Below are 15,691 nucleotides of genomic sequence, written 5' to 3'. Positions count from 1 at the left end.
GACTTTCGTCCGGCGTCCCGTCGGGCGGCAGTTGACCGATACCTATTCGTCGAACCTCAAGACCATCACCCTTGACGCAGTTGCGCGGGGGTCGCAGGAGGCACCGTGCTCACCGCGTTCGCCCGGGCGTTCAGGACGCCCGACCTGCGCAAGAAGCTGCTCTTCACGCTCGCCATCATCGTGGTCTACCGGGTCGGTACGCACATTCCGATCCCGGGCGTCGACTACAAGAACGTCCAGACCTGTATCGACGCGGCCTCGAAGGGCAACCAGGGGCTGTTCGGTCTCGTCAACCTGTTCAGTGGTGGCGCGCTGCTGCAGATCACGATCTTCGCGCTCGGCATCATGCCGTACATCACGGCGAGCATCATCCTGCAGCTGCTGACGGTGGTGATCCCGCGCCTCGAAGCCCTCAAGAAGGAGGGCTCGTCCGGTACCGCGAAGATCACGCAGTACACCCGTTATCTGACGGTGGCTCTCGCCATCCTCCAGGGCACCGGTCTCGTCGCGACCGCGCGCAGCGGCGCCCTGTTCAGCGGTTGCCAGGTGGCCAACCAGATCGTGCCGGACCAGTCGATCTTCCAGACGGTCGTCATGGTCGTCACCATGACCGCCGGTACCGGTGTGGTCATGTGGCTGGGCGAGCTCATCACCGACCGCGGCATCGGCAACGGCATGTCGATCCTGATGTTCATCTCGATCGCCGCCAGCTTCCCGTCCGCGCTGTGGGCCATCAAGAAGCAGGGCACCCTGGCCGGAGGCTGGATCGAGTTCGGCACGGTCATCCTCGTCGGCCTGGTCATGGTCGGCCTGGTGGTCTTCGTCGAGCAGGCCCAGCGGCGCGTTCCCGTCCAGTACGCGAAGCGCATGATCGGTCGCCGTTCCTACGGGGGTACGTCCACGTACATCCCGCTGAAGGTCAATCAGGCGGGTGTGATCCCCGTCATCTTCGCGTCGTCGCTGCTCTACATCCCGGCGCTGGTCGCCCAGTTCTCCAACGGCAACTCCGGCTGGAAGACCTGGATCACGCAGAACCTGACCAAGGGCGACCACCCGATCTACATCACGATGTACTTCCTCCTGATCGTTTTCTTCGCGTTCTTCTACGTGGCGATCTCCTTCAACCCCGAGGAAGTAGCCGACAACATGAAGAAGTATGGTGGCTTCATCCCGGGCATCCGGGCTGGCCGACCGACCGCTGAGTACCTCAGCTACGTACTCAACCGGATCACCTGGCCGGGGTCGCTGTATCTGGGTCTGATCGCTCTCGTACCGACGATGGCGTTGGTTGGCTTCGGGGCAAGCCAGAACTTCCCGTTCGGTGGTACCAGCATCCTGATCATCGTGGGTGTGGGCCTCGAGACGGTGAAGCAGATCGAGAGCCAGCTTCAGCAGCGCAATTACGAAGGGTTCCTCCGCTGATGCGAATCGTCCTCGTCGGGCCGCCCGGTGCCGGGAAGGGAACGCAGGCCGCGTTCCTCGCCAAGAACCTGGGGATCCCGCACATCTCCACGGGCGACCTCTTCCGTGCCAACATCAGTCAGGGCACGGACCTCGGCAAGCAGGCGAAGGCGTACATGGACGCCGGCAACCTGGTTCCGGACGAGGTCACCATCGGGATGGCCAAGGACCGCATGGAGCAGCCCGACGCCGCCAAGGGCTTTCTGCTGGACGGCTTCCCTCGTAACGTCTCGCAGGCCGAGGCGCTCGACGAGATGCTGAAGGCCGAGAGCATGAAGCTGGACGCGGTGCTGGACCTGGAGGTCCCCGAGGACGAGGTGGTCAAGCGCATCGCGGGCCGCCGCATCTGCCGCAAGGACTCGAGCCACGTCTTCCACGTGGAGTACAAGAAGCCGCAGCAGGACGGTGTCTGCGACATCTGCGGCGGCGAGCTGTACCAGCGCGACGACGACTCCGAGGAGACCGTCCGTACGCGGCTGGAGGTCTACCACACGCAGACCGAGCCGATCATCGACTACTACAAGGCCCAGGGCCTGGTGGTGACGATCTCGGCGCTCGGCAAGGTGGAAGAGGTCACGGCGCGCGCCATGGAGGCGCTCCAGAGCAAGGCCGACGACAAGTAGTCGTCACGCTGCTTCGGCCGCGGTGCCCTCCGGGGTGTCGCGGCCGTAGTGTTGTACAGGTAGTCGTTCGTGGACGCAGTCGGTAACGGAGAAGACGGAGAGCGCGGGCCGCCATGGTGCAGATCAAGACCCCCGAGCAGATCGCCAAGATGCGTGAGGCGGGCCTGGTCGTCGCGGCCGTGCACGCGGCCACGCGCGAGGCGGCGGTGCCCGGCGCGACGACACGGGACCTCGACGAGGTGGCACGCAAGGTGCTCGCGGAGCACGGGGCGAAGTCGAACTTCCTCGGGTACGGCGGTTTCCCCGCGACCATCTGCACCTCGGCCAACGAGGTCGTCGTGCATGGCATCCCGGACGACAAGACCGTCCTGAAGGACGGCGACATCATCTCCATCGACGCCGGCGCGATCGTGGACGGCTGGCACGGGGACGCGGCGTACACGGCGTTCGTGGGCACCGGGCACGCTCCGGAGCTGATCGAGCTCTCCCGCGTGACCGAGGAGTCGATGTGGGCCGGGATCGCGGCGATGCGCTCGGGCAACCGGCTCGTCGACGTCTCCCGCGCGATCGAGACGTACATCCGCCGCCAGCCGAAGCCCGGCGGCGGCCGGTACGGGATCATCGAGGACTACGGCGGCCACGGCATCGGCACCGAGATGCACATGGACCCGCACCTGCTGAACTACGTGGAGCGCCGCCGCGGCAAGGGTCCCAAGCTCGTGCCCGGCCTCTGCCTGGCCGTCGAGCCGATGGTGTCGCTGGGCACCCCGAAGACCGAGGTGCTGGAGGACGACTGGACCGTCATCACGACGGACGGTACGTGGTCCTCGCACTGGGAGCACTCGGTGGCGGTGACGGAGGAGGGCCCGCTGGTCCTGACGGCTCCGGACTGCGGCAGGGCGAAGCTGGCGGAGTACGGCGTGACGGCGGCGCCGGACCCGCTCGCGTGATCCGGCCCGACGGCGGCGCCGGACCCGGTCGCACGGTCCGGCAGCGGCCGGTCTCGCGATCGATCACCGGGGTGTCCGGGTTAAGGATCTCCCCGATGGGGCATTCTTCCTCGATTCGTCTTTCCGGGTGCCCTGACGTAGACTGACTCGTCGGCTCTCGTGCACCCGCATGTCTGCATGCGCTCGTACGGAGTCGATCAAGGTAGTCGATTCGAAGGGCGAAGCGTGGCCAAGAAGCAAGGTGCCATCGAGATCGAGGGCACTGTCGTCGAGTCTCTTCCGAACGCCATGTTCAAGGTCGAGCTCCAGAACGGCCACCAGGTCCTGGCACACATCAGCGGCAAGATGCGTATGCACTACATCCGCATCCTCCCTGACGACCGGGTCGTGGTGGAGCTTTCTCCGTACGACCTCACGCGTGGCCGGATCGTCTACCGGTACAAGTAGATCTTGCCTTTGCTCCGTGCTCCCGGTTCCGGGACACGGGTGGTGGCACTGACCCGGAGAACCTCACCAATGAAGGTCAAGCCGAGCGTCAAGAAGATCTGCGACAAGTGCAGGGTGATCCGCCGTCACGGCCGGGTCATGGTCATCTGCGACAACCCGCGCCACAAGCAGCGCCAGGGCTGACGCACGACCGCACCTTCTGCACCCGCAGATACTTCGCGCGACGCAAGCAGTACATGTTCATACGCAGAATCCAGGGCTGAATTCCCTTCAGGCCTGACACCCCCGGTCGGAGGCCGGGGACCCGGTTCGTACCGAATCTTCGGCAGAGAAGAGGACGGCGGGCGGGATCCGGTTCTGCGGAAGACCTCCGAACGACAACTGGAGCCATTGAATGGCACGCGTTTCCGGTGTTGACATCCCGCGCGAAAAGCGTGTGGAGGTCGCCCTGACCTACGTGTTCGGCATCGGCCGGACCCTTTCCCAGCAGACGCTGGCCGAGACCGGCGTGAACCCCAACACGCGCGTTCGTGACCTCTCCGAGGAGGAGCTGGTCAAGATCCGCGAGTACGTGGACGCCAACCTGAAGACCGAGGGTGACCTCCGTCGCGAGATTCAGGCCGACATCCGCCGCAAGGTCGAGATCGGCTGCTACCAGGGTCTGCGTCACCGTCGTGGCCTGCCCGTCCACGGTCAGCGCACCAGCACGAACGCTCGTACCCGCAAGGGCCCGCGTCGCGCCATCGCCGGCAAGAAGAAGCCGGGCAAGAAGTAGTCCTCAGCGGACGCTTATCAGCGGTCTTCGCTGTAGGACCGACCACCTCCCGTAGGAGATTTAGATGCCCCCCAAGGGTCGTCAGGGCGCTGCCAAGAAGGTGCGCCGCAAGGAAAAGAAGAACGTCGCTCACGGGCACGCTCACATCAAGAGCACGTTCAACAACACGATCGTCTCCATCACGGACCCCTCGGGCAACGTGATCTCCTGGGCCTCCGCCGGCCACGTCGGCTTCAAGGGCTCGCGCAAGTCCACCCCCTTCGCCGCGCAGATGGCCGCCGAGTCGGCCGCCCGCCGCGCGCAGGAGCACGGCATGCGCAAGGTCGACGTCTTCGTGAAGGGCCCGGGCTCCGGTCGCGAGACCGCGATCCGCTCCCTCCAGGCCACGGGCCTCGAGGTCGGCTCGATCCAGGACGTCACCCCCACCCCGCACAACGGCTGCCGTCCGCCGAAGCGCCGTCGCGTCTGACGCACGGCCGCCTGGCGGCTGGAAGTTCTGGGTTCCGGGCGGTACGGCTCCGTAAAAGGGCCGTATCGCCCGTACCCTTGCAGTACCCGTGCGGTGAAAATGTACGGTTCCGTCGGGCGTCAAATAGCGGGCGTCCACGAAAGAAGGATCTGATCCACACATGCTGATCGCTCAGCGTCCCTCGTTGACCGAAGAGGTCGTCGACGAATTCCGCTCCCGGTTCGTGATCGAGCCGCTGGAGCCGGGCTTCGGTTACACCCTCGGCAACTCCCTGCGTCGGACCCTCCTGTCCTCGATCCCGGGTGCGGCGGTCACGTCCATCCGCATCGACGGCGTGCTGCACGAGTTCACCACCGTGCCGGGCGTCAAGGAGGACGTCACCGACCTGATCCTCAACATCAAGCAGCTCGTCGTCTCCTCGGAGCACGACGAGCCGGTCGTGATGTACCTGCGCAAGCAGGGTCCGGGTCTCGTCACCGCCGCCGACATCGCGCCCCCGGCCGGTGTCGAGGTGCACAACCCCGACCTGGTCCTCGCCACGCTCAACGGCAAGGGCAAGCTGGAGATGGAGCTGACCGTCGAGCGCGGTCGCGGTTACGTCTCCGCCGTTCAGAACAAGCAGGTGGGCCAGGAGATCGGCCGTATCCCGGTCGACTCCATCTACTCGCCCGTTCTGAAGGTCACCTACAAGGTCGAGGCGACCCGTGTCGAGCAGCGCACCGACTTCGACAAGCTGATCGTCGACGTCGAGACCAAGCAGGCCATGCGTCCCCGTGACGCCATGGCGTCGGCCGGAAAGACCCTGGTCGAGCTGTTCGGTCTGGCCCGCGAGCTCAACATCGACGCCGAGGGCATCGACATGGGCCCGTCCCCCACGGACGCCGCCCTCGCCGCCGATCTCGCGCTGCCGATCGAGGAGCTCGAGCTCACCGTCCGTTCGTACAACTGCCTCAAGCGTGAGGGCATCCACTCCGTGGGTGAGCTCGTCGCCCGCTCCGAGGCCGACCTCCTGGACATCCGCAACTTCGGCGCGAAGTCCATCGACGAGGTCAAGGCGAAGCTGGCCGGCATGGGCCTGGCCCTCAAGGACAGCCCGCCCGGATTCGACCCGACCGCCGCCGCCGACGCCTTCGGCGCCGACGACGACGCGGACGCCGGCTTCGTCGAGACCGAGCAGTACTGATCGCCTCCGGCGGGACAGCCGTCTTCGGGCGGTGGTCCCGCCGGGTTTGATCTCGGCTGCGGGCCGGCTGTGGCTGGTCGCGCGGTTCCCCGTGCCCCTTCGGGGCGCGGGTCCTCCGGCGCTTTGAGAGAAGTGTCGGATCTTCGACGGGCGATCGCCCGCTCGGACACTGACCCCGGTACCTGATACGGCCGGGGCAGACACCTAGGAGAAACACCATGCCGAAGCCCACCAAGGGTGCCCGTATGGGCGGCAGCGCCGCGCACGAGAAGCTGCTCCTCGCGAACCTCGCGAAGTCGCTCTTCGAGCACGGCCGCATCACCACCACCGAGGCGAAGGCCCGTCGCCTGCGCCCGTACGCGGAGCGTCTGGTCACCAAGGCGAAGAAGGGTGACCTTCACAACCGCCGTCAGGTGCTCTCGGTGATCACGGACAAGAGCATCGTGCACACGCTCTTCACCGAGATCGGCCCGCGCTACGAGAACCGCCCGGGTGGCTACACCCGTATCACCAAGATCGGTAACCGCCGTGGCGACAACGCGCCCATGGCCGTCATCGAGCTGGTGGAGGCCCTGACCGTGGCCCAGCAGGCCACCGGTGAGGCCGAGGCGGCCACCAAGCGTGCCGCCAAGGACACCGAGGCTCCGGCCAAGGTCGAGGACACCAAGGTCGAGGACGCCGCGGAGGCTCCCGCCGAGGAGTCGAAGGACGCCTGAGGCACTGCCTCGCCGTGAGCGGGTCCGTCCCTTCGGGGGCGGGCCCGCTCTCGCGTTCCGGCGGGACGGCCGGGCTTGAGAGGATCCAGGAGTGAGTGACGAAGCGGAGCCCGGGTTCGTACGGGTGCGGATGGACCTGTCGTACGACGGGAGCGAGTTCTCCGGGTGGGCGAAGCAGGCCGGGGGCCGCAGAACCGTCCAGGGCGAGATCGAGGACGCGCTGCGGACGGTGACGCGGACGAAGGACACCACGTACGAGCTGACCGTCGCCGGACGCACCGACGCCGGGGTGCACGCGCGCGGCCAGGTGGCGCATGTCGACCTGCCGGCGGCGCTGTGGGCCGAGCACCGGGAGAAGCTGCTGAAGCGGCTGGCCGGGCGGCTGCCGAAGGACGTACGGGTGTGGTCCCTGACGGAGGCTCCCGCCGGGTTCAACGCGCGTTTCTCGGCCGTCTGGCGCCGTTACGCCTACCGCGTCACCGACGAGGCCGGGGGTGTGGACCCGCTGCTGCGCAACCATGTCCTGTGGCACGACTGGCCGTTGGACGTCGGTGCCATGAACGAGGCGGCGGCCGGGCTGGTGGGCGAGCACGACTTCGCCGCCTACTGCAAGAAGCGCGAGGGGGCGACGACCATCCGTACGCTCCAGGAGCTGAGTCTGGTGCGCGGGGACGACGGGATCATCACGGCGACGGTCCGTGCCGACGCCTTCTGCCACAACATGGTGCGTTCGCTGATCGGGGCGCTGCTGTTCGTGGGGGACGGGCACCGCGGGCCCGAGTGGCCCGGCAAGGTGCTGGCCGCCGGGGTACGGGACTCGGCCGTCCATGTCGTGCGGCCGCACGGTCTGACGCTGGAGGAGGTCGGGTATCCCGCCGACGGGCTGCTCGCGGCGCGCAACAAGGAGGCACGCAACAAGCGCACCCTGCCCGGGGCGGCGGGATGCGACTCCTGCTAGCGCGTGCGGCGGCTGTCCGCGCGGGCGGGGGGCGGCCGGCCGGTGACTACCGGTTGGCCGCCGAGGACGCCTGTGCCTCGCCGCGGCGGATGATCTGGCGGAAGGTGAAGTCGGCCAGGTCGTCGCCGATGCTGAAGACCTCGGCGCTCTTGGCCGTGGCGTCCTTGCCGTTGGTGAAGCCGGCCAGGGTGAAGTAGGCGTAGCGGCCGACGGAGTTGGTGGTCGAGCGGCAGACCGCCGTGCGGCAGAAAGTCGCCACCCCCTGGCCGGGCAGCGAGGTGATGATGCTCTTGCTGTCCGCCTGGCTCCTGGCCTTGTCCGCCTGGGCCTTGGTGTCGAAGACCGCGACGCCCACGGTCACGGCGACGCCGTCCTTGCTGTAGGTGACGCGCAGCAGGCGGGTGCAGTCGTTGTCGGTGAGGATCTTGGGGAGCGTCCTCTGCACGCCCGTCGCGCACTTGGCCGTGGTGGCGGTCGGGCCCTTGCGGTAGACGCGGTCACCCACGGTCAGCTGTGAACCGGGGAAGAGGATGTCCGGGCTGAGCGGAGCGGTGTCCTTCTTCGCGCTGGATATGAAGTCCTTCGGGTCCAGCGGCGGCGGGGCCGACGTCGGCGCGAACGAGGGCGCCGTCGCGGTGGTGTCGCTCGGCAGGGTCGTGGTGCCGGGCAGCGTGCCGGGCTTGTTCGACGCCGTGGTGTCGTCGTTCGAGGAGACGACGGCCATCGCGACGACCGCGCCGACCGCGAGCGTGGCGACGGCGGAGCCGACGATCACCAGCAGCCTGCGGCGCCTGTTGCGCGTCTCGGACGCCTCGGCGAGTGCCGCCCAGTCCGGAGTGCGGCTCCCGCTGCCCCAGTCGGGTTGCTGAGAACCAGGCTTCCACGGATCCCACGGGGGCTCCCCCTGCCCACCCTGCCCATAGCTCATGGGGCGCATCTTAGACGGGCGCCGGGGGGTGTCGTTCCGCACCGGGGGATACCCGGGACCGGGCCGTGACCCGGCGGCGGAGCGGCAAAACCGACATCTCCGGGTGGTTGGTACGTCACACCTCACGGGGGCGGGGACCGCCCTGGCGGGAGGTCACGCGCGGTACGGCGGGGCGACACGGGGTGCCGGAGGGGCCGTTGTCCGTGGGCTTCCTCACACCGGCTCGGGGCCGGTGGCGCGGTGGGCCCCGCGGGGCGGGCTTACCCTGGAGATGCGGGCCGCAGCGGCGGCCGTGCGGCCGGGGACGGCCCCGGGGAGCGTGACGCCCGGAGCCGGGAGGTGCACCCGCCCGTTCGGACCACGTCCGCGGCGCCCGCCGCAAGAGCCGCGTTTTGACCCGTCCGGGGAAGCGCGGGTACTCTTGCAGTTCGTTATGTGTATTGGCTTGCTCATTCTCACGTGAGGGGCCCTTACACCGGTCCACCGGGGCCGATGACCAGCGACCAGCACTCGGTATGCGTCACCGAGGTGCGGTCAGGGCTGTCGTGATCGTCCGTGGTGGCCATGTCAGGACCCACTCACTGAAGAAGCGAAGGCTACGACCGTGCGTACGTACAGCCCCAAGCCCGGCGACATCACTCGCCAGTGGTACGTCATCGACGCCCAGGATGTCGTCCTGGGCCGTCTGGCGACCACTGCAGCGAACATCCTGCGGGGCAAGCACAAGCCGATCTATGCGCCCCACGTCGACGCTGGTGACTTCGTCATCATCATCAACGCCGACAAGGTGCACCTCTCCGGCAACAAGAAGACCCAGAAGCTGGCGTACCGCCACTCCGGCTACCCGGGTGGTCTGCGCTCCGTCCGTTACGACGAGCTGCTGGCGAAGAACCCCGAGAAGGCCGTCGAGAAGGCCATCAAGGGCATGGTTCCCAAGAACTCCCTGGGCCGTCAGGTGCTCTCGAAGCTGAAGGTCTACGCGGGCGAGAACCACCCGCACGCTGCGCAGCAGCCGGTCCCGTTCGAGATCACCCAGGTCGCGCAGTAGTTCCGGCCACCCCCTAAGACGAAAAAGAATCTGAGGAGAATCGTGGCCGAGACCACCGTTGAGCAGCCGGTCGAAGAGACTGAGCTCGTCGACATCGAGAACTACACCACCGAGTCCGAGGTCCCCGTCGAGGGCGAGTACACCTCGGAGTCGCTGGCCGGTCGCTTCGGCGACCCGCAGCCGGCCGCCGGCCTGGGCCGTCGCAAGAACGCCATCGCCCGCGTCCGGATCGTCCCGGGCACCGGCAAGTGGAAGGTCAACGGGCGCACGCTCGAGGACTACTTCCCGAACAAGGTGCACCAGCAGGAAGTCAACGAGCCCTTCAAGGTGCTCGAGCTCGACGGCCGTTACGACGTCATCGCCCGCATCTCGGGTGGCGGCGTCTCCGGTCAGGCCGGTGCGCTCCGTCTCGGTGTCGCCCGCGCGCTGAACGAGGCGGACGTCGACAACAACCGCCCGGCGCTGAAGAAGGCCGGCTACCTCAAGCGCGACGACCGTGCGGTCGAGCGCAAGAAGGCCGGTCTCAAGAAGGCCCGCAAGGCCCCGCAGTACAGCAAGCGTTAATCACCGCCTGCTGGCATTCGTACGACCGTTCGCCCCGGCGGCACGCTGTGTGCCGCCGGGGCGTTCGTTTATCACCAGCCCAGGGCGTATAACGGCACAAGGCGCTCAAAGGCTTGCATGATCGGATGACTTCCGAATACTGAGCATCATCAGGAGGACACCAGTGGGACGACTCTTCGGCACGGACGGCGTGCGCGGTGTCGCCAACGCGGATCTGACGGCCGAGCTGGCGCTCGGTCTCTCCGTGGCGGCGGCACATGTGCTGGCCGAGGCGGGTACGTTCGAGGGCCACCGGCCGGTGGCAGTGGTCGGGCGGGACCCGCGCGCGTCCGGGGAGTTCCTGGAAGCCGCCGTGGTCGCGGGTCTGGCCAGCGCGGGCGTGGACGTCCTGCGGGTCGGGGTGCTGCCCACCCCGGCGGTCGCCTACCTCACCGGTGCGCTCGGTGCCGACCTCGGTGTGATGCTCTCGGCGAGCCACAACGCCATGCCGGACAACGGGGTCAAGTTCTTCGCCCGCGGCGGGCACAAGCTCGCCGACGAGCTGGAGGACCGGATCGAGGCCGTCTACGACGAGCACCGCACCGGCGCTCCCTGGGACCGGCCGACGGGTTCGGGCGTCGGACGGGTGCGCTCGTACGACGAGGGCTTCGACCAGTACGTCGCCCATCTCATCGGTGTGCTCCCGAACCGTCTCGACGGGCTGAAGGTCGTCCTCGACGAGGCGCACGGTGCCGCCGCCCGGGTCTCCCCGGAGGCGTTCGCGCGGGCCGGCGCCGAGATCGTCACCATCGGCACCGCCCCGGACGGGCTGAACATCAACGACGGCTGCGGCTCCACGCACCTGGAGCTCCTCAAGGCCGCCGTCGTCGAGCACGGCGCCGACCTCGGCATCGCGCACGACGGTGACGCCGACCGCTGCCTCGCCGTGGACCACACGGGCGCCGAGGTGGACGGCGACCAGATCCTGGCCGTGCTCGCGCTGGCGATGCGGGAGCGTTCGGCACTGCGCTCCGACACCGTTGTCGCGACGGTCATGTCCAACCTGGGCTTCAAGCTCGCCATGGAGCGCGAGGGTGTCTCCCTCGTCCAGACCGCGGTCGGAGACCGTTACGTCCTGGAGCAGATGAAGGAGCACGGCTACGCGCTCGGCGGCGAGCAGTCCGGCCACGTGATCATCCTCGACCACGCCACGACCGGTGACGGCACGCTGACCGGTCTGATGCTGGCCGCCCGCGTCACCCAGACGGGCCGTACGCTGCGCGACCTCGCGTCCGTCATGGAGCGGCTGCCGCAGGTCCTCATCAACGTTCCCGACGTGGACCGCTCGCGGGTCGACAGCTCCGCCGAGCTGGCGGCCGCGGTCGTCGAGGCCGAGCGTGAACTCGGCACCACCGGACGGGTGTTGCTGCGCCCCTCCGGCACCGAGCCGCTCGTCCGGGTCATGGTCGAGGCCGCCGACATCGACCACGCCCGTTCGGTGGCCGGCCGGCTCGCGGACGCCGTGAAGTCCTCGCTCGGCTAGCCGGGTCCGGGCGCCGCACCACGCTGTCTCGCCCAGATCCACTTCTGGGCGAGCAGGGTGAGCGTGCCCGCGAGCACGATGCCCAGCAGGTTCAGCAGGAGCTGCTGGGTCGATCCCCAGGTCTGGCCCATGTCCCCGTAGCCCAGGGCCACCGCGGCGTTCGCCGCGGCCGGGACCGTGGTCACCGAGATCGCGACGCCCACCAGGGCGCCGGACTTCGCCGAGGTCAGCGACAGCACGCCGGCGGTGCCCGCGAGCACCGCGACGACGAACGAGAACCAGTCGGGCGCGTAGACGAACCCCGTGTCGGGCCGGGCGCCCTCCAGCTGCTCCTCGCTGAACAGGCCCACCCCGTCCATGAACAGGCTGAAGAGCACCGTCACCGCCATGGCGATCGCGAAGCCGGCCAGCAGCGCCGTCAGCGAGCGCAGGGCCGGTCGCGCGGTGCGCCGCACGAGCGCGGTGCAGATGCCGGCCAGCGGGCCGAACTCCGGGCCCACGGCCATCGCGCCCACGATCAGGACCGCGTTGTCGAGCACCACACCGCAGGCCGCGATCATCGTGGCGAGGGTGATGAAGGCGACGTAGGTGACCGACAGCGTCGACTCCTCGTGCGTGGCCTCCGCCAGGTGTTCCCACAGCACCGCGTCCGCGCCCTCGCCCGGCGCCTCGTCCTCCGCCCGGTCGGCGCGCGCCGACAGCGACAGGTCGATGTCCTCGACCGCGATCGAGCCCGCGCTGTCGATGCCCAGGTCCCGCAGGCCGCCGATCAGTTCGTCGCCCGCCTCGCGTGCCACGTCGCACATCACGACGTCACCGGCCGGATCGCGGGCGGCGCCGGGCAGCACGACGAGATGGGTGGTGCCGACCGTACGCCCGATCAGGCGCACCACCTCGTCGGTCCGTTCGGCCGGTGTGATCAGACGCAGATGCAGCATGCCGGGCAGGGTAGCCGCACCGAACGGCCGGTGGCCGTACGGGACTACAGCTTGCGCAGGCTCAGGCGCTGCACCTTGTGGTCCGGGCCCTTGCGGACGACGAGGGCGGCACGGCCACGGGTGGGGGCCACGTTCTCCACCAGATTGGGCTTGTTGATGGTCCGCCAGGTCGTGCGGGCGTAGTCGAGCGCTTCCTCCTCGGAGACCTGCGTGTACTTGCGGAAGTAGGAGGAGGGGTCCTGGAAGGCGGTGGCGCGCAGCTTGCGGAAGCGGTTGAGGTACCAGGCCTCGATGTCCTCCGTGCGGGCGTCGACGTACACGCTGAAGTCGAAGTAGTCGGCGAGACCGACCCGGGTGCGGCCGTCCTTGCCCGGCAGGGCCGGCTGCAGCACGTTCAGGCCTTCGACGATGAGGATGTCGGGGCGGCGTACCGTGAGCTTCTGGCCGGGGACGATGTCGTAGATGAGGTGGGAGTAGACGGGCGCGGTGACCTCGTCCTTGCCCGCCTTGATGTCGGCGACGAACCGGGTGAGGGCACGGCGGTCGTACGACTCGGGGAAACCTTTCCGCGACATCAGGCCGCGCGCCTCCAGCTCCTTGGTGGGGAGCAGGAAACCGTCGGTGGTCACGAGTTCGACGCGCGGGTGTTCGGGCCAGCGGGAGAGGAGGGCCTGCAGCAGACGGGCGACGGTGGACTTCCCGACGGCGACCGAACCCGCCACGCCTATCACGAACGGGGTGCCGGACTGCGAGCCCTTCTCACCGAGGAAGGTGTTCAGCGCCCCTCTCAGCCCGTCCGTGGCACCGACGTACAGATTCAGCAGCCGGGACAGCGGAAGGTAGATGTCCCGCACCTCGTCGAGGTCGATGACATCGCCCAGACCGCGCAGCTTCTCGACCTCCTCGGCGTTCAGCGGCAGCGGCGTCTTCTCGCGCAGCGCGCTCCACTCCGTGCGGGTGAGGTCGACGTAGGGAGTCGCCTCCGGCTTCTGCCGGTGGGCGCTCCGGGGCATCGGGGAGACCGGAGAGATCACAGTCCATTGTTACGGGAGTGTGGACGGGGTGGGGCGTGGGGTCCGTCACGCGGGGTCGGCGGGGTGTCGCCGGAGGAGCGGCGGGAGGCGTCCTGAGGGGGTTCTGAGGCGCCCGGGACGAGCGGGGTCCCGGAGACCGGTGCGGGAAGGCGGCTGGAATTTCCGATATCGGGCACGAGATGCCGAGATGTGACGGGTGTCGGCCCTTAGGCTGCGCGCATGTGCGGAATCGTGGGATACGTGGGGTCGCAGTCGGCGCTTGACGTGGTGATGGCCGGACTGAAGCGACTGGAGTACCGGGGGTACGACTCGGCGGGCGTCGCCGTGCCGGCGGACGGCGGACTGGCCGCGGCCAAGCGGGCCGGGAAGCTGGTCAACCTGGAGAAGGAGCTGGTGGACCGGCCGTTGCCGACCGGCACGACCGGGATCGGGCACACCCGCTGGGCCACCCACGGCGGTCCCACGGATGCGAACGCGCATCCGCACCTGGACAACGCGGGCCGGGTCGCCGTCGTCCACAACGGGATCATCGAGAACTTCGCCGAACTCCGCGGCGAACTGGCCGAACGCGGCCACGAACTGGCCTCCGAGACCGACACCGAGGTCGTCGCGCACCTGCTCGCCGAGGAGTTCTCGGTCTGCGCCGACCTGGCGGAGGCGATGCGGCTGGTGTGCCGGCGTCTGGAAGGCGCGTTCACCCTGGTGGCGGTGCACGCGGACATGCCGGACGTGGTCGTGGGCGCGCGCCGCAACTCGCCGCTCGTGGTCGGTGTCGGCGAGGGCGAGGCCTTTCTCGCCTCGGACGTCACCGCCTTCATCGACCACACGCGGTCGGCGATCGAGCTGGGCCAGGACCAGGTGGTGGAGCTGCGCCGGGACGGAGTGACGGTCACCGGCTTCGACGGGCGCCCCGCCGAGGTGCGCTCCTACCACGTGGACTGGGACGCGGCGGCGGCCGAGAAGGGCGGCTACGACTACTTCATGCTCAAGGAGATCGCCGAGCAGCCCAAGGCGGTCGCCGACACGCTCCTGGGCCGCATCGACGCGGGCGGCTCGCTCCGGCTGGACGAGGTACGGATTCCGGTACGGGAGCTGCGGGAGGTCGACAAGGTCGTCATCGTGGCCTGCGGTACGGCGTTCCACGCCGGGCTGATCGCCAAGTACGCCATCGAGCACTGGACGCGGATCCCCTGCGAGGTGGAGCTGGCCAGCGAGTTCCGCTACCGGGACCCCATCCTGGGCGCGCGTTCGCTGGTCATCGCGATCTCCCAGTCCGGCGAGACCATGGACACCCTGATGGCGCTGCGGCACGCGCGCGACCAGGGCTCCAAGGTGCTGGCGATCTGCAACACCAACGGCTCGACGATCCCGCGCGAGTCGGACGCCGTGCTCTACACGCACGCGGGCCCGGAGGTCGCGGTCGCCTCGACGAAGGCGTTCCTCACCCAGCTGGTGGCCTGCTACCTGGTCGCGCTCTACCTCGGCCAGGTGCGCGGCACCAAGTGGGGCGACGAGATCCAGGCCGTGATCCGGGACCTGTCGCACATCTCCGGTGAGGTCGAGCGGGTCCTGGAGACCATGGAGCCGGTACGGCAGCTGGCACGGACGCTCGCGGACAAGCGGACCGTCCTGTTCCTCGGCCGGCACGTCGGCTACCCGGTCGCGCTGGAGGGCGCCCTCAAGCTCAAGGAGCTGGCGTACATGCACGCCGAGGGCTTCGCGGCGGGCGAGCTGAAGCACGGGCCGATCGCCCTGATCGAGGAGGACCTGCCGGTCGTGGTGGTCGTGCCCTCACCACGCGGCCGGTCCGTCCTGCACGACAAGATCGTGTCCAACATCCAGGAGATCCGGGCCCGGGGGGCGCGCACCATCGTGATCGCGGAGGAGGGCGACGAGGCGGTGGTGCCGTACGCCGACCATCTGATCCGCATCCCGGTGACGCCGACCCTGCTCCAGCCGCTGGTGGCCACGGTCCCCCTGCAGGTGTTCGCCTGCGAGCTCGCGACGGCGCGGGGCAACGAGGTGGACCAGCCGCGCAACCTGGCGAAGTCGGTGACGGTGGAGTGAGCGCGCCC

At 68.7% G+C, this 15,691-nt stretch carries 17 protein-coding genes; 14 read left to right on the top strand and 3 right to left on the bottom strand.

The genetic code is table 11. The annotated features are described in order from the left end of the window. Positions 1–105 precede the first annotated feature (105 nt). The 10 genes from secY to truA all read left to right on the top strand — a co-directional run bounded on the left by secY (position 106) and on the right by truA (position 7,582). Positions 106–1,422, top strand: a complete 1,317-nt coding sequence (gene secY / locus OG776_RS18570; protein WP_148010030.1) for a preprotein translocase subunit SecY — start codon at positions 106–108, stop codon at positions 1,420–1,422. Beyond that, positions 1,422–2,084 carry an adenylate kinase gene (locus tag OG776_RS18565; protein WP_148010031.1) on the top strand — a complete coding sequence of 221 codons (663 nt, stop codon included), beginning with the start codon at positions 1,422–1,424 and terminating at the stop codon, positions 2,082–2,084. The genes secY and OG776_RS18565 overlap by 1 nt, the downstream gene beginning before the upstream one ends. Positions 2,085–2,197: 113 nt before the next feature. Further along, the gene (gene map, locus OG776_RS18560; RefSeq protein ID WP_329321737.1) at positions 2,198–3,034 is read left to right on the top strand and encodes a type I methionyl aminopeptidase; all 837 of its coding nucleotides are present in this window, start codon (positions 2,198–2,200) and stop codon (positions 3,032–3,034) included. Positions 3,035–3,259: 225 nt separating this feature from the next. Beyond that, the gene (gene infA, locus OG776_RS18555; protein ID WP_003948620.1) at positions 3,260–3,481 is read left to right on the top strand and encodes a translation initiation factor IF-1; all 222 of its coding nucleotides are present in this window, start codon (positions 3,260–3,262) and stop codon (positions 3,479–3,481) included. Between the two features lie 69 nt (positions 3,482–3,550). Further along, a complete protein-coding gene (gene rpmJ / locus OG776_RS18550) occupies positions 3,551–3,664 on the top strand; it encodes a 50S ribosomal protein L36 (RefSeq protein ID WP_003974245.1) in 114 nt (37 codons plus the stop codon). A 211-nt stretch (positions 3,665–3,875) separates the two neighbouring features. Continuing rightward, complete coding sequence (gene rpsM, locus OG776_RS18545; protein WP_148010033.1) at positions 3,876–4,256, top strand: 30S ribosomal protein S13; 381 nt, start codon at positions 3,876–3,878, stop codon at positions 4,254–4,256. A gap of 64 nt (positions 4,257–4,320) precedes the next feature. Continuing rightward, the gene (gene rpsK, locus OG776_RS18540) at positions 4,321–4,725 is read left to right on the top strand and encodes a 30S ribosomal protein S11 (protein WP_003956432.1); all 405 of its coding nucleotides are present in this window, start codon (positions 4,321–4,323) and stop codon (positions 4,723–4,725) included. Between the two features lie 160 nt (positions 4,726–4,885). Then, positions 4,886–5,908 carry a DNA-directed RNA polymerase subunit alpha gene (locus OG776_RS18535; RefSeq protein WP_003966937.1) on the top strand — a complete coding sequence of 341 codons (1,023 nt, stop codon included), beginning with the start codon at positions 4,886–4,888 and terminating at the stop codon, positions 5,906–5,908. Between the two features lie 218 nt (positions 5,909–6,126). Further along, the gene (rplQ, locus tag OG776_RS18530; RefSeq protein WP_148010034.1) at positions 6,127–6,624 is read left to right on the top strand and encodes a 50S ribosomal protein L17; all 498 of its coding nucleotides are present in this window, start codon (positions 6,127–6,129) and stop codon (positions 6,622–6,624) included. 91 nt (positions 6,625–6,715) lie between these two features. Further along, positions 6,716–7,582 (top strand): tRNA pseudouridine(38-40) synthase TruA, encoded by an 867-nt coding sequence (gene truA, locus OG776_RS18525; protein ID WP_329321732.1) that lies wholly within the window; start codon positions 6,716–6,718, stop codon positions 7,580–7,582. Between the two features lie 46 nt (positions 7,583–7,628). Here the strand turns inward: truA and OG776_RS18520 are convergent, their stop codons facing one another. Continuing rightward, positions 7,629–8,510, bottom strand: a complete 882-nt coding sequence (locus tag OG776_RS18520) for a hypothetical protein (protein ID WP_148010036.1) — start codon at positions 8,508–8,510, stop codon at positions 7,629–7,631. 604 nt (positions 8,511–9,114) lie between these two features. Here OG776_RS18520 and rplM point away from each other — a divergent pair. The 3 genes from rplM to glmM all read left to right on the top strand — a co-directional run bounded on the left by rplM (position 9,115) and on the right by glmM (position 11,644). Continuing rightward, positions 9,115–9,558, top strand: a complete 444-nt coding sequence (gene rplM / locus OG776_RS18515; protein WP_095936057.1) for a 50S ribosomal protein L13 — start codon at positions 9,115–9,117, stop codon at positions 9,556–9,558. A 42-nt stretch (positions 9,559–9,600) separates the two neighbouring features. Then, entirely contained in the window at positions 9,601–10,122 is a 522-nt protein-coding gene (gene rpsI, locus OG776_RS18510; protein ID WP_148010037.1) for a 30S ribosomal protein S9, read from the top strand. Between the two features lie 163 nt (positions 10,123–10,285). Beyond that, on the top strand, positions 10,286–11,644 hold the full coding sequence (gene glmM, locus OG776_RS18505) for a phosphoglucosamine mutase (protein ID WP_148010038.1): 1,359 nt from the start codon (positions 10,286–10,288) through the stop codon (positions 11,642–11,644). On the opposite strand, the gene OG776_RS18500 is transcribed toward glmM, so the two are convergent. Together OG776_RS18500 and coaA are read right to left on the bottom strand one after the other, a co-directional pair. Beyond that, a complete protein-coding gene (locus OG776_RS18500; RefSeq protein ID WP_148010039.1) occupies positions 11,641–12,582 on the bottom strand; it encodes a DUF389 domain-containing protein in 942 nt (313 codons plus the stop codon). The two genes, glmM and OG776_RS18500, sit on opposite strands and share 4 nt — an antisense overlap. Positions 12,583–12,626: 44 nt before the next feature. Continuing rightward, entirely contained in the window at positions 12,627–13,595 is a 969-nt protein-coding gene (coaA, locus tag OG776_RS18495; RefSeq protein WP_187285675.1) for a type I pantothenate kinase, read from the bottom strand. Positions 13,596–13,835: 240 nt separating this feature from the next. On the opposite strand from coaA, the gene glmS reads away from it, so the two are divergent. Then, positions 13,836–15,683 (top strand): glutamine--fructose-6-phosphate transaminase (isomerizing), encoded by a 1,848-nt coding sequence (gene glmS, locus OG776_RS18490; protein WP_148010041.1) that lies wholly within the window; start codon positions 13,836–13,838, stop codon positions 15,681–15,683. Positions 15,684–15,691: the final 8 nt, after the last annotated feature.

Source organism: Streptomyces sp. NBC_01689, assembly GCF_036250675.1.
Taxonomy (GTDB): Bacteria; Actinomycetota; Actinomycetes; order Streptomycetales; family Streptomycetaceae; genus Streptomyces.
The sequence above is the reverse complement of the archived record's forward strand: the minus strand, read 5'-3'. Positions and strand labels throughout refer to the sequence as shown.

Excerpts from the sequence above, each read along its gene's own strand:
- OG776_RS18565 (WP_148010031.1), top strand. The coding sequence starts at position 1,422 with ATGCGAATCGTCCTCGTCGGGCCGCCCGGTGCCGGGAAGGGAACGCAG.
- map (WP_329321737.1), top strand. The coding sequence starts at position 2,198 with ATGGTGCAGATCAAGACCCCCGAGCAGATCGCCAAGATGCGTGAGGCG.
- rpmJ (WP_003974245.1), top strand. The coding sequence starts at position 3,551 with ATGAAGGTCAAGCCGAGCGTCAAGAAGATCTGCGACAAGTGCAGGGTG.
- rpsM (WP_148010033.1), top strand. The coding sequence starts at position 3,876 with ATGGCACGCGTTTCCGGTGTTGACATCCCGCGCGAAAAGCGTGTGGAG.
- rpsK (WP_003956432.1), top strand. The coding sequence starts at position 4,321 with ATGCCCCCCAAGGGTCGTCAGGGCGCTGCCAAGAAGGTGCGCCGCAAG.
- OG776_RS18535 (WP_003966937.1), top strand. The coding sequence starts at position 4,886 with ATGCTGATCGCTCAGCGTCCCTCGTTGACCGAAGAGGTCGTCGACGAA.
- rplQ (WP_148010034.1), top strand. The coding sequence starts at position 6,127 with ATGCCGAAGCCCACCAAGGGTGCCCGTATGGGCGGCAGCGCCGCGCAC.
- OG776_RS18520 (WP_148010036.1), bottom strand. The coding sequence starts at position 8,510 with ATGAGCTATGGGCAGGGTGGGCAGGGGGAGCCCCCGTGGGATCCGTGG.
- OG776_RS18500 (WP_148010039.1), bottom strand. The coding sequence starts at position 12,582 with ATGCTGCATCTGCGTCTGATCACACCGGCCGAACGGACCGACGAGGTG.
- coaA (WP_187285675.1), bottom strand. The coding sequence starts at position 13,595 with ATGCCCCGGAGCGCCCACCGGCAGAAGCCGGAGGCGACTCCCTACGTC.
- glmS (WP_148010041.1), top strand. The coding sequence starts at position 13,836 with ATGTGCGGAATCGTGGGATACGTGGGGTCGCAGTCGGCGCTTGACGTG.